12 protein-coding genes are annotated in these 12,543 nt (G+C 56.5%); 10 read left to right on the top strand and 2 right to left on the bottom strand.

Annotated elements, in window-relative coordinates:
- Positions 1-152 precede the first annotated feature (152 nt).
- Positions 153-1,637: a 2-methylcitrate dehydratase gene (gene prpD / locus HBN79_RS21100; RefSeq protein WP_169917145.1), complete on the top strand. Its 1,485-nt coding sequence runs from the start codon at positions 153-155 to the stop codon at positions 1,635-1,637.
- Between the two features lie 89 nt (positions 1,638-1,726).
- On the opposite strand, the gene HBN79_RS21095 is transcribed toward prpD, so the two are convergent.
- Positions 1,727-2,545, bottom strand: coding sequence for a pyruvate, water dikinase regulatory protein (locus tag HBN79_RS21095; RefSeq protein ID WP_016779906.1), 819 nt, complete (start codon positions 2,543-2,545; stop codon positions 1,727-1,729).
- 177 nt (positions 2,546-2,722) lie between these two features.
- Between HBN79_RS21095 and ppsA the strand changes: the two genes are divergently transcribed.
- The 9 genes from ppsA (at position 2,723) to HBN79_RS21050 (ending at position 12,014) form a co-directional block, all read left to right on the top strand.
- The gene (ppsA, locus tag HBN79_RS21090) at positions 2,723-5,098 is read left to right on the top strand and encodes a phosphoenolpyruvate synthase (RefSeq protein ID WP_095003117.1); all 2,376 of its coding nucleotides are present in this window, start codon (positions 2,723-2,725) and stop codon (positions 5,096-5,098) included.
- A gap of 104 nt (positions 5,099-5,202) precedes the next feature.
- Positions 5,203-6,162, top strand: a complete 960-nt coding sequence (locus HBN79_RS21085) for an alpha/beta fold hydrolase (protein ID WP_095025763.1) — start codon at positions 5,203-5,205, stop codon at positions 6,160-6,162.
- A gap of 298 nt (positions 6,163-6,460) precedes the next feature.
- Positions 6,461-6,952 (top strand): ribonuclease E activity regulator RraA, encoded by a 492-nt coding sequence (rraA, locus tag HBN79_RS21080; protein WP_095019625.1) that lies wholly within the window; start codon positions 6,461-6,463, stop codon positions 6,950-6,952.
- Between the two features lie 24 nt (positions 6,953-6,976).
- Entirely contained in the window at positions 6,977-7,972 is a 996-nt protein-coding gene (locus HBN79_RS21075; RefSeq protein WP_095021009.1) for a CorA family divalent cation transporter, read from the top strand.
- 62 nt (positions 7,973-8,034) lie between these two features.
- Positions 8,035-8,280 (top strand): CrfX protein, encoded by a 246-nt coding sequence (locus tag HBN79_RS21070; RefSeq protein WP_095003121.1) that lies wholly within the window; start codon positions 8,035-8,037, stop codon positions 8,278-8,280.
- A 2-nt stretch (positions 8,281-8,282) separates the two neighbouring features.
- On the top strand, positions 8,283-9,107 hold the full coding sequence (locus tag HBN79_RS21065; protein ID WP_095003122.1) for a mechanosensitive ion channel domain-containing protein: 825 nt from the start codon (positions 8,283-8,285) through the stop codon (positions 9,105-9,107).
- Positions 9,108-9,198: 91 nt separating this feature from the next.
- Entirely contained in the window at positions 9,199-9,789 is a 591-nt protein-coding gene (gene sigX, locus HBN79_RS21060) for an RNA polymerase sigma factor SigX (protein ID WP_029611289.1), read from the top strand.
- A gap of 106 nt (positions 9,790-9,895) precedes the next feature.
- A complete protein-coding gene (locus HBN79_RS21055; RefSeq protein WP_095003123.1) occupies positions 9,896-10,870 on the top strand; it encodes an OmpA family protein in 975 nt (324 codons plus the stop codon).
- A 121-nt stretch (positions 10,871-10,991) separates the two neighbouring features.
- Positions 10,992-12,014: a quinone-dependent dihydroorotate dehydrogenase gene (locus HBN79_RS21050; protein WP_095003124.1), complete on the top strand. Its 1,023-nt coding sequence runs from the start codon at positions 10,992-10,994 to the stop codon at positions 12,012-12,014.
- Between the two features lie 117 nt (positions 12,015-12,131).
- On the opposite strand, the gene HBN79_RS21045 is transcribed toward HBN79_RS21050, so the two are convergent.
- Positions 12,132-12,347 carry a ribosome modulation factor gene (locus HBN79_RS21045; RefSeq protein WP_095003125.1) on the bottom strand — a complete coding sequence of 72 codons (216 nt, stop codon included), beginning with the start codon at positions 12,345-12,347 and terminating at the stop codon, positions 12,132-12,134.
- Positions 12,348-12,543 lie beyond the last annotated feature (196 nt).

Here is a 12,543-nt window from a genome sequence, read left to right as displayed (position 1 = left end):
ACCCTTTGCCCTCACCCTGGCCCTCTCCCTCCGGGAGAGGGCCAGGGTGAGGGGCTTTTGATTCTGATACATCAAACGGGCATTTAGACCCGCAAAATCACGATGAACCTGAGGATGGACACGACCCTTACCCACTCTTTGGAGACTGCCCCATGAGCGCCAACGTCGACCTCAACAACCGCCCCGATTACGACAAGGTTTTGCAGGACATTGCCGATTATGTCCTGACCTACACCATCACCTCCCCCGAAGCCCTCGATACTGCCCGCAACTGCCTGATGGATACCTTGGGCTGCGGCCTGCTGGCGCTGCGTTTTCCGGAGTGCAGCAAGCACCTGGGGCCTTTCGTCGAGGGCACGGTTGTACCTTTTGGCGCGAGGGTCCCAGGTACTTCGTTTCGCCTGGATCCGGTCAAGGCGGCATGGGACATCGGCTGTATCGTGCGCTGGCTGGACTACAACGACACCTGGCTGGCGGCGGAGTGGGGCCATCCTTCGGATAATCTGGGCGGTATTCTGGCGGTAGCCGATCACCTGTCGCAAATACGTGTAGCCAATGGCGAAGCGCCGATGACGATGCGGGCGGTGCTCGAAGCAATGATCATGGCCCATGAGATTCAGGGCGTGATTGCCCTGGAAAACTCTTTCAATCGTGTTGGCCTGGACCATGTTCTGCTGGTCAAGGTCGCCTCGACGGCGGTGTGCGCCAAACTGATGGGCGCCACTCGCGAGCAGTTGCTGTCGGCGCTGTCCCATGCTTTTGTGGATGGGCAGGCGTTGCGCACCTATCGTCATGCACCGAACGCCGGATCGCGTAAATCCTGGGCCGCCGGGGATGCGTCGAGTCGCGGGGTGCGTCTGGCTGACATTGCATTACGCGGTGAAATGGGCATCCCCGGGGTGCTGACTGCGCCGCAATGGGGCTTCTACGATGTGCTGTTCAGCCATACCAACAAGGATCTGGCGCTCAAGCCCGAGGACCAGCGCCAGTTCAGCCTGAGCCAGCCCTATGGCACCTATGTAATGGAAAACGTGCTGTTCAAGATCAGCTTCCCGGCCGAATTCCATGCGCAGACTGCGTGCGAAGCAGCGGTGACCTTGCATCCCCAGGTCAAGGACCGCTTGCACGATATCGAGAAAATCGTGATTACAACCCACGAATCGGCGATTCGGATCATTTCCAAGCAAGGCAAATTGGCCAACGCGGCGGACCGTGATCACTGTATTCAATACATGACCGCGGTACCGCTGGCGTTTGGCAATCTGATAGCAGAACACTACGAAGATGATTTTCACGCGGCCCACCCGATCATCGACCAATTGCGGGAAAAAATGGTAGTGGTCGAAAATCCGCGCTACACACGCGAGTACCTGGAGGCAGACAAACGCTCAATTGCCAATGCCATCGAGGTTTTTTTCAGCGATGGCACCAGCACCGGGCAGGTGGAAGTGGAATACCCCATTGGCCATCGTCGGCGTCGTGATGAGGGGATTCCATTGCTGGAGGACAAGTTCAGGGCCAACCTGGCCACCCGTTTTGTGAGCCAGCGGTGTGCGCAGATTTTTACCCTGTGCAAGGATCAGCAGGCGCTGGAGGCCACGCCGGTTAACCGGTTTGTGGACCTGTTGGTGATTTGAGCCAGAAGTGGGAGCGAGCCTGCTCGCGAAAGGGCTTTACCGGCTTCGCGAGCAGGCTCGCTCCCACAGGTTTCATGTGTTCAGGGCTGTTATTTAAACCGCCGCTCCACGCCTTTTTCGACCAGGATCTTGGCCGATATTTCTTCCACCGAGAAATGCGTGGAGTTGATATGCGGAATGTTTTCGCGCTGAAACAGGCGTTCAACTTCGCGCACTTCAAATTCACACTGGGCAAAGCTGGAGTAGCGGCTGTTGGGCTTGCGTTCGTTGCGGATGGCCGTCAGGCGGTCCGGGTCGATGGTCAGGCCGAAGAGCTTGTGTTTGTGTTCACGCAGGGCAGCCGGCAGCTTGAGGCTTTCCATGTCGTCATCGGTCAGCGGGTAGTTGGCAGCGCGGATGCCGAATTGCATGGCCATATAAAGGCAGGTCGGGGTTTTGCCGCAACGGGACACGCCAACCAGGATCAGGTCGGCCTTGTCGTACTTGTGTGTGCGGGCGCCGTCATCATTGTCGAGGGCAAAGTTCACCGCCTCGATGCGCTCCATATAGTTGGAGTTGTGGCCAATGGAGTGGGACTTGCCCACCGAATACGAGGAATGTTCACCCAGCGCCTGCTCCAGTGGAGCAAGGAAACTGGAGAAGATGTCGATCATGAAACCATTGGACGTGGCGAGGATTTCGCGAATGTCCTGATTGACGATAGTGTCGAAAATTATCGGGCTGAATCCGTCTTTTTCGGCGGCGTTATCGATTTGTTGTACCATTGCCCGCGCTTTTTCCACGCTGTCTATGTAGGGGCGCGTGAACTTGCTGAAGGTCACATTTTCGAATTGTGCCAGCAAACTCTGGCCCAGGGTTTCGGCAGTAATACCGGTGCCATCGGATATAAAGAAAGCAGATCGTTTCATTTGCGCCTTGGGCCTTAAGCTGGTGACGATTCTTGGATATGATAGGCGCGCTTTTGTCGCGCTACATGACAGGCAGTGTCACTTATTTTCCAGGTCCAGGCCACAATCGCTGTGATGCCTCATGATGAGGATCCAGCGCCCTGAGCTTTTCCCAACACCGTTAGTGGAGAGATCACCTTGGTAGAGTACGTAGTTTCCCTCGATAAGCTCGGCGCCCATGACGTGGAGCATGTGGGGGGCAAGAACGCATCCCTCGGCGAGATGATCAGTAATCTTGCAGGCGCTGGTGTTTCAGTTCCCGGTGGCTTCGCCACGACTTCTCAGGCATATCGTGATTTTCTCGAACTGAGTGGTTTGAACGACCAGATCCACGCTGCGCTGGATGCGCTCGATGTAGATGACGTCAATGCCCTGGCCAAAACCGGTGCCCAGATCCGTCAATGGATCATGGAAGCCGAGTTCCCGGAGAAGCTTAACGCCGAAATTCGTACCGCCTTTGCCGCTTTGTCCCAGGGCAACCCTGACATGGCCGTTGCCGTGCGCTCCTCGGCCACCGCCGAAGACTTGCCGGACGCGTCCTTTGCCGGTCAGCAAGAAACCTTCCTGAATATCCGTGGCGTTGAAAACGTCATTCGTGCGGCCAAGGAAGTATTTGCCTCCCTGTTCAACGACCGCGCTATTTCTTACCGCGTGCACCAGGGCTTTGACCACAAACTGGTCGCCCTGTCTGCAGGCGTACAGCGCATGGTGCGCTCCGAAACCGGCACCGCGGGCGTGATGTTTACCCTGGACACTGAATCAGGCTTCCGTGATGTAGTGTTTATCACCGGCGCCTACGGCCTGGGTGAGACCGTCGTGCAAGGTGCGGTAAACCCGGACGAATTCTACGTTCACAAACAAACCCTGGAAGCGGGTCGCCCTGCGATTCTGCGTCGTAACCTGGGCAGCAAAGCCATCAAGATGATCTACGGCGACGAAGCCAAGGCCGGCAAGTCGGTCAAGGTGATCGACGTTGAAAAAGCCGATCGCGCGCGTTTCTGCCTGACCGATGCTGAAGTCAGCGAACTGGCCAAGCAAGCCATGATCATCGAGAAGCACTACAAGTGCCCGATGGACATCGAGTGGGCCAAAGACGGCGATGACGGCAAGCTGTACATCGTACAGGCGCGCCCGGAAACCGTGAAAAGCCGCAGCGCCGGCAATGTCATGGAGCGCTACCTGCTCAAGGAAACCGGTACGGTACTGGCTGAAGGCCGCGCCATTGGCCAGCGTATCGGTGCAGGCAAGGTCCGCATCATCAAGGACGTGTCGGAAATGGATAAAGTCCAGCCGGGCGACGTACTGGTCTCCGACATGACCGACCCGGACTGGGAACCCGTGATGAAGCGCGCCAGCGCCATCGTCACCAACCGCGGCGGTCGTACCTGTCATGCGGCGATCATCGCTCGCGAGCTGGGTATCCCGGCCGTGGTGGGTTGCGGCAACGCCACCCAGCTGTTGAAAGACGGCCAGGGCGTTACCGTTTCGTGCGCTGAAGGCGATACCGGGTTTATCTTTGAAGGCGAACTGGGCTTCGATATCAAGAAGAACTCCGTGGACGCCATGCCGGACCTGCCGTTCAAGATCATGATGAACGTCGGCAACCCGGACCGTGCCTTTGACTTCGCGCAATTGCCGAACGCCGGTGTGGGCCTGGCCCGTCTGGAGTTCATTATCAACCGCATGATCGGTGTACACCCCAAAGCCCTGCTGAACTACGATGGCCTGCCGCAGGAAATCAAGGACAGCGTCGACAAGCGCATCGCCGGCTACAACGATCCGGTGGGCTTCTACGTCGAAAAACTGGTTGAAGGCATCAGCACCCTGGCCGCCGCTTTTGCACCGAAAAAAGTCATCGTGCGCCTGTCGGACTTCAAGTCCAACGAATACGCCAACCTGATCGGCGGCAAGCTGTACGAGCCTGAGGAAGAGAACCCGATGCTGGGCTTCCGCGGTGCTTCGCGTTACATCAGTGAAAACTTCCGCGACTGCTTCGAGCTTGAATGCCGTGCGCTCAAGCGTGTGCGTAACGAAATGGGCTTTACCAACGTTGAAATCATGGTGCCGTTCGTCCGTACCCTGGGTGAAGCGAGCCAGGTGATAGATCTGCTGGCGGAAAACGGCCTCAAGCGTGGTGAAAACGGTCTGCGCGTGATCATGATGTGCGAACTGCCTTCCAACGCGATCCTGGCTGAAGAGTTCCTGGAGTTCTTCGACGGGTTCTCCATCGGCTCCAACGACCTGACTCAGCTGACCCTGGGTCTGGACCGCGACTCCGGTGTCATTGCGCACCTGTTTGATGAGCGCAACCCGGCGGTTAAAAAGCTGCTGTCCAACGCCATTCAGGCGTGCAACAAGGCTGGCAAGTACATCGGTATTTGCGGCCAGGGCCCGTCCGATCACCCGGATCTGGCGCTATGGCTGATGGAGCAGGGTATCGAAAGTGTTTCCCTGAACCCGGACACCGTTCTGGAAACCTGGTTCTTCCTTGCAGAGGGTCAGGCGCAGGCTTGAGTCGTTGAGCGTGGAGCAGGGCAGCCAAAGGGCTGCCCTGCTCTTTATAGGCAGTGGTAGGGCGAGTTCCTGTGTGAAATCGCCCTTTTTTGTGCAAGAGCATTATGCAAAGCAGCAGTCTCCTTTTTCCCGTTGCCCTGATCAGCGCTGAGCGTCGGGGCGATCTGAGCGAAGACGTTTATCGCTTGAAACCGGCCAACAGCCCGGATATTTCCGTTGAACTGGTGGTGACCCGCCTGGGGATGGCCGACGACAGCCAGGTACGCGGCGTGCCGGTCATCCTGTTGCATGGCAGTTTTTCCAATCGGCGTTTTTGGTACTCGCCCAAGGGGGCAGGGCTAGGGGCGTTTTTGGCGCGTGCCGGGTTTGATGTGTGGCTGCCCGAAATGCGTGGCCATGGTCTTTCGTCACGAAATATTAGCTGGGCTAAAAATCGCGTGGCGGACTATGCCCGCTACGACTTGCCAGCCATCGCGGCATTTGTTCGCGAGCAAAGCGGGCAAGTTCCGCACTGGCTCGGCCATTCTCAGGGTGCCATCAGTTTGGCCGCGGCCTTGGGGGGCAAGTATCTGAGTGAGCCGGATGTGGCGTCGGCGGCGTTTTTTGGCTGTCAGATCAATCGCCGTTACTGGTCACTGAAAATTCCTCCGATTGAGTGGGGTGCCTATCTGTTGTTGAAGCGCTTCAAGCAACTGTCGGGGACGCGACTCAAGCGTGGCCCGGAAGACGAGCCGGTCAGCATCGCCCTGGAAACCCTGCGCTGGAATGGTTTTATGGGGCGTTTCAAGGACGCCGAGCGCGACTGGTGGGCCGGTTTGGCCGAGGTTCAGGCCCCGGCACTGGTGGTGGCAGCGGTGGGTGATCGGCAAACGCCGGAGTGGGCGTGTCGCAAGCTGTTCGACCAGTTGGGCTCAGAACAGCGCATGTTCGTGTCCCTTGGCCGTGAGCATGGCTTCAGCTCTGATTACAGTCACGTTGAAATGCTGGTCAGCCAGTCTGCGCAGCAGGAAGTGTGGCCATTGGTGCGTGATTGGCTACTAAAAGGCACGACGAAATCGTTGTAGATACTCTGTTGCAGGTCAAGCCCTCTATTGTGGGAGCGAGCCTGCTCGCGAACGATCTTCGCGAGCAGGCTCGCTCCCACAGTTGCAGTGTTTCTGCAGCTGCTTCGTTCATACGGCAGCTGGTGCGGATGGCGTGTGACCCGATATCGCAAGGTGGTCATAACGTGTTCTTTTATGTGATATTGGTTGCCGCTCGAGGCTTGGACGACTTTTAAAGCCGGGCTTGTCCAAAGCGTCTATAACCCATAGTGCTATCGTTGTTTTCACTGTTGTGCCCACCCTGAACAGGAGCTTTCCCGTGAATCACTACATCACCCCCGATCTGTGCGATGCCTACCCTGAGCTGGTGCAGGTACTTGAGCCCATGTTCAGCAATTTCGGCGGGCGCGACTCCTTTGGCGGCGAGATCGTGACCATCAAGTGCTTCGAGGACAACTCCCGGGTCAAGGAACAGGCTGAACTCAGCGGTGAAGGCAAAGTGCTGGTGGTCGATGGGGGCGGTTCCCTGCGTCATGCCTTGCTGGGCGACATGATTGCAGACAGGGCGGCAAAAAATGGCTGGGAAGGTATTGTTATTTACGGCTGCATTCGCGACGTCGATGTGCTCGCGCAAACCGATCTCGGCGTGCAGGCTTTGGCCAGTCATCCGCTCAAGAGCAACCGTCGCGGTGTGGGCGATGTCAACGTGCCCGTGACGTTTGCGGGTGTCACGTTCCGCCCCGGTGAATTCATTTATGCCGACAATAATGGCGTTATCATTTCGCCAACCGCTCTGAAAATGCCGGGCTAAACGCATTACCACTAAGGATCACGGATGTTCGAGGAAGAAAACGCTCAATGGGGGCTGGTGCATGCGCTGGTGCTGGATGGTGAAGGCGGCGCACGTTCGATTGCGCGCACCGAGCTGAACGACCTTCAGTTGCAGGCCCACGAAAGCCTCTGGCTGCATTGGGATCGCAGTCATCCGCAAACCCAGAGCTGGCTGCGTGATTCCAGTGGCTTGAGTGATTTCAACTGTGATCTGCTGCTTGAAGAAAATACCCGTCCGCGCCTGGTGCCTGCCCCCAACAATGAGCTGCTGCTGTTTATGCGCGGGGTCAACCTGAACCCCGGCGCAGAGCCTGAAGACATGGTTTCACTGCGTATTTTCGGCAGTGCGCAGCGCTTGATCTCATTGCGCATGCGACCATTGCGGGCCACCGATGAGTTGCTCAGTGAGTTTTCCCAGGGTGAAGGCCCGAAAAATCCCTCTGAATTGATCCTGTACCTGGCCCAGCACCTGACATTGAAGGTGCAGGACTTGATCGGCGAACTGTCAGAAATCGTCGATGACGAAGAAGATAAAATAGATGCCGACGAACGGTACACACCTGATCACAACAGCCTCTTGCAGGTTCGTCGAAGGGCAGCCGCCTTGCGTCGATTCCTGGCACCTCAGCGGGATATTTTCGGTCAGCTTACGCGTATCAAATTACCCTGGTTCAGTGCCGATGATGCCGACTACTGGAACGAACTGAACAACAGCCTGACCCGCTATCTGGAGGAGCTCGAACTGACCCGCGAGCGCGTGGGGCTGGTGCTCGAGTCTGAAGACCGGCGTTTGAACGTGCGTATGAGCCGCATCATGTATCGCTTTGGCGTGCTGACGGGGATCTTTCTGCCGATCACCTTTATTACCGGTTTGCTGGGCATCAATGTGGGGGGCGTACCGTTCTCCGATGACTCTTATGGCTTTGCCATAACCTGCGGCGTGATGCTGGTTATCGGGGCGGGGCAATGGTGGTTTTACCGTCGTTTGCAGTGGCTGTGACCGGGTGAATGTGACCCCGGCAAATGTCCCTTCGTCTTTTACTGACTTACCGAGAGGTGCTTATGCACGATCCGTTTGAACAGTCCTTACGTGAAATGCTCAAGGCCGAGCCGTCCAACCGGGATGACGATGCGTGCCTGGGTCGCGTGCTGAAAACCGCCAACCGACAGGTCGGTGCGGGAGACCTTTTCAGCCTGCTGGGCCGCTGGATGCAAGCACTGATGATTGCTTTGAATAGCGGTTCGGCTCATATTGCGCCCGTTTCGCGACGCAAATCTGCTGCTCGCCCTGTTGATAAGGCTGATTGAACATGGAATTGAATGTCTGGACCCAAAGCCTGGTCGCGGCAATGACTGCCTTGTGGACCAAGATTGCCAACTTTATTCCCAACCTCTTCGGCGCGTTGGTGGTAGTACTGCTGGGCTTCGTGGTTGCCAAACTGCTCGACGCCTTGCTGTCCAAACTGCTTGCCAAGTTGGGCCTTGACCGCCTGATGGGCGGTACGGGCTTGACCAAGATTCTGGCCCGGGTCGGAATTCAGGTGCCCATTTCGACGCTGATTGGCAAAATCGTCTACTGGTTTGTGCTGCTGGTATTCCTGGTTTCTGCGGCGCAGTCTCTGGGCCTGGATCGTGTGTCATCCGCGCTGGATCTGTTGACGGTGTATCTGCCCAAGGTCTTTGGTGCGCTGCTGGTTCTGCTGGCAGGCGTGTTGCTGGCCCAGGTGCTCAACGGCCTGGTGCGTGGCGCTGCCGAGAGCGTGGGCTTCGATTATGCCGGCGGGCTGGGCAGGGTGACCCAGGGGCTGGTCATCATCATCAGCATCTCCGTGGCTATCAGCCAGCTGGAGGTCAAGACCGACCTGCTAAACCATGTGATTGTTATTGTGTTGATTACCGTTGGTCTGGCTATTGCACTGGCAATGGGGCTTGGCAGCCGGGAAATCGCCGGGCAAATACTGGCCGGGATCTATGTGCGTGAGCTGTATCAGGTTGGTCAGGAAGTGCGGATTGGCGAGGTTGAAGGGCAGATCGAAGAAATTGGCACGGTTAAAACCACGTTGCTGACCGATGAGGGTGAGCTAGTCTCCATCTCGAACCGGATCTTGCTGGAGCAGCACGTAACCAGCCGCTAACACGGCAAACCCTGCTAATGTACGCCGCCGCAAAAAAGCCAAGATTGACTGGTTGCGGCGGACATTGACCTGACTGTTGGCACAACTCGTTTTGAATAAAGCACAATCGCTATCCATGCGCTATGACCCCCGCGAGCTCTCTGATGAGGAGCTGGTGGCGCGCTCGCATGATGAGTTGTTTCACGTGACACGTGCCTATGAAGAGCTGATGCGGCGCTATCAGCGTACTTTGTTCAACGTTTGTTCAAGGTATTTAGGGAACGATAGGGACGCTGATGATGTCTGTCAGGAAGTCATGCTGAAAGTGCTGTACGGTTTGAAAAATTTTGAAGGTAAGTCGAAATTCAAGACATGGCTGTATAGCATCACCTACAACGAGTGCATTACACAGTATCGAAAGGAACGGCGAAAGCGTCGCTTGATGGACGCATTAAGTATTGACCCCCTCGAGGAAGCGTCCGAAGAAAAGGCGCCGAAACCTGAGGAAAAGGGCGGACTTGATCGCTGGCTGGTGCATGTAAATCCGATTGATCGTGAGATTCTTGTGCTGCGTTTTGTCGCAGAACTGGAATTTCAGGAAATCGCGGACATAATGCATATGGGTTTGAGTGCGACAAAGATGCGTTACAAGCGTGCTCTAGATAAATTGCGTGAGAAATTTGCAGGCATTGCTGAAACTTAGTTCAGCGCAAATGGCTCTACGTGTAGGCAAGGTCTGATAGACTTGCTGCCGAGTTGTCCCCCGGTATGAGGGACTGCTTTACAATCACCAGATGGGGATTTAACGGATGAAACTGAAAAACACCTTGGGCATTGCCATTGGTTCCTTTGTAGCCGCAACTTCGTTCGGTGCCCTGGCACAAGGCCAAGGCGCGGTCGAGGGTGAACTGTTCTACAAAAAACAGTACAACGACAGCGTCAAGCACGTAGAAGACGGTTACAACCCAGGCGCATCGATCGGTTACTTCCTGACCGACGACGTTTCGTTGAACCTGACCTACGACAAAACCAACCACACCCGTTCGAATGACGGCACTGGCCACCAGAAAATCAAAGGCGACAACTTTGGTCTGAACGCTCAGTACCACTTCGGCACCGTAGGCGACGCTCTGCGTCCATACGTTTCCGGCGGTGTTGCTCACAAGAGCATGACCAACGTTGAGGCTGACGGCCACAGCGGTCGCGACAAGTCGACTTTCCTGACTGCAGGCGCTGGTGTTAAGTGGTACATCACTGACAACCTGTTCGCCCGTGCTGGCGTTGAAGCTGACTACAAACTGGACAACGGCAAGTGGGACTACGCTCCTACCGTTGGTCTGGGTGTGAACTTCGGCGGTAACGGCGGTAAAGTCGCTCCTGCTCCAGTTCCAGCTCCAGCACCAGTTGAGCCAGAGCCAGAAGCTCCGATCGCTGAAGTTGTTCGCGTTGAACTTGACGTGAAATTCGACTTCGACAAGTCGGTTGTTAAATCGCAGTACATGCCTGACATCAACAACGTTGCTGATTTCATGAAGCAGTACCCTGCGACCACCACTACTGTTGCTGGTTACACTGACAGCATCGGTCCAGACGCCTACAACCAGAAACTGTCGCAGCGTCGTGCTGACGCTGTTCGTGCAGCCCTGGTTAACCAAGGTGTTGCAGCCAACCGCGTAGACGCAGTTGGCCACGGCGAAGCCAACCCAGTTGCAAGCAACGCAACTGAAGAAGGCCGTGCCCTGAACCGTCGCGTAGAAGCTACCGTTCAAGCAGAAGCTAAGTAATTTTTAGCTAGGCTGTTCAGAAAAACCCGGCTCAGGCCGGGTTTTTCTTTGCCTGTGATTTAGTGAAGCGCGCAGCTATAATCGCGCTCTCTTCAAGCAACCCTTTGAGTCCTATCAGCCCATGTATAACCTGGCCCGCCAGTTGCTCTTCAAACTCTCCCCTGAAACCTCCCACGACCTGTCCCTGGACTTGATCGGCGCAGGTGGCCGTCTCGGGCTTAACGGTTTGTTGTGCAAGGCGCCGGCAAGGCTGCCAGTGACGGTGATGGGGCTGGACTTCCCTAACCCGGTCGGCCTGGCCGCAGGTCTGGACAAAAATGGTGCGGCCATTGATGGCTTTGCACAACTGGGTTTTGGCTTCGTTGAGATCGGCACCGTGACGCCGCGACCTCAGCCGGGCAATCCCAAACCCCGTATTTTCCGACTGCCTGAAGCGCAAGCGATCATCAACCGCATGGGGTTCAACAACCTTGGCGTCGATCACCTGCTTGCACGGGTTCAGGCAGCCAGGTACAGCGGTATCCTGGGTATCAACATTGGCAAGAACTTCGATACGCCGGTTGAGCGAGCGGTCGATGATTACCTGATTTGCCTGGACAAGGTGTATGAGCACGCCAGCTACGTGACTGTAAACGTCAGCTCGCCTAACACGCCGGGTTTACGCAGCCTGCAATTCGGTGATTCGCTCAAGCAATTGCTCGAGGCCCTGCAGCTGCGTCAGAACGAGCTGACTCAGCGCCACGGCAAGCGCGTACCGCTGGCGATCAAGATCGCCCCTGACATGACAGACGAAGAAACCGTGCTTGTGGCTCAGGCGCTGCTTGAGACGGGTATGGACGCAGTGATTGCCACCAACACCACGCTGAGTCGTACAGGTGTTGAAGGTATGGAGCATGGCGACGAGGCGGGTGGTCTGTCTGGAGCGCCGGTTCGTGAGAAAAGTACTCACACGGTGTCAGTACTGGCCGGTGAGCTGGCAGGTCGTATGCCGATCATCGCTGCGGGCGGGATTACCGAGGGCAAACACGCAGCTGAAAAAATCACTGCGGGTGCGAGCCTGGTGCAGATTTATTCGGGCTTTATCTACAAGGGTCCGGCCTTGATTCGCGAGTCGGTTGACGCCATATCGGCCTTGGCGCGCTGATTGGCAGGCAATAAAAAGGGCTCCCCTAAGGAGCCCTTGGGCCGTAGCCCGCCGCCTGGAAAGGGCGGCAAGGTTGAGTCAGTACAGCTTCGAGGTGATGTCGGATTTTGCCCGGAGTTAGCCGACGGCGTGAAGTTCGTTGAGTCTGTGGATGCCCGCAGTGCCTGTCATACCGTCCCAGTTGTCGCCGCGTCCTTCACGCCAGCCGTTAATCCAGGCTTGGCGTACCGACGGTAGAGTAAAAGGGCAAAGCTCGCGGGATTTTCCGTTAACACCGTATTGATATCCGCGAAGGAACGCTTTTTCCAACGGATCACGCTTAAGTCTTCTCATAGGGTATTGCCCTCACTTGTTGACTGTTTATTTAGCGTCGGCCTTCCAGAGGCCGGGGCAGAGTGTTCTGCCGTTGGTGTGCTCGCTGCCGGCGTGGCGAGCATTTTGTCAGGGCCTGTGCGGCCGTAACCTGAGTTGAGTTCTAACCAATGCGCCAAGGCGTGTGAATGATCGTTTTGTCATAAGGACGTAACGA

Origin of the sequence: Pseudomonas sp. WS 5051 (assembly GCF_012985715.1) — a bacterium.
In the GTDB taxonomy this organism is placed as follows: domain Bacteria; phylum Pseudomonadota; class Gammaproteobacteria; order Pseudomonadales; family Pseudomonadaceae; genus Aquipseudomonas; species Aquipseudomonas bubulae.
This window is presented reverse-complemented; position numbering and strand designations above follow the sequence as displayed.

What these genes read in the sequence shown, in the direction of transcription:
- HBN79_RS21045 (WP_095003125.1), bottom strand. Translation starts at nt 12,347, where the DNA reads ATGAGAAGACTTAAGCGTGATCCGTTGGAAAAAGCGTTCCTTCGCGGA.
- HBN79_RS21055 (WP_095003123.1), top strand. Translation starts at nt 9,896, where the DNA reads ATGAAACTGAAAAACACCTTGGGCATTGCCATTGGTTCCTTTGTAGCC.
- HBN79_RS21065 (WP_095003122.1), top strand. Translation starts at nt 8,283, where the DNA reads ATGGAATTGAATGTCTGGACCCAAAGCCTGGTCGCGGCAATGACTGCC.
- HBN79_RS21075 (WP_095021009.1), top strand. Translation starts at nt 6,977, where the DNA reads ATGTTCGAGGAAGAAAACGCTCAATGGGGGCTGGTGCATGCGCTGGTG.
- HBN79_RS21095 (WP_016779906.1), bottom strand. Translation starts at nt 2,545, where the DNA reads ATGAAACGATCTGCTTTCTTTATATCCGATGGCACCGGTATTACTGCC.
- HBN79_RS21050 (WP_095003124.1), top strand. Translation starts at nt 10,992, where the DNA reads ATGTATAACCTGGCCCGCCAGTTGCTCTTCAAACTCTCCCCTGAAACC.
- HBN79_RS21085 (WP_095025763.1), top strand. Translation starts at nt 5,203, where the DNA reads ATGCAAAGCAGCAGTCTCCTTTTTCCCGTTGCCCTGATCAGCGCTGAG.
- prpD (WP_169917145.1), top strand. Translation starts at nt 153, where the DNA reads ATGAGCGCCAACGTCGACCTCAACAACCGCCCCGATTACGACAAGGTT.
- HBN79_RS21070 (WP_095003121.1), top strand. Translation starts at nt 8,035, where the DNA reads ATGCACGATCCGTTTGAACAGTCCTTACGTGAAATGCTCAAGGCCGAG.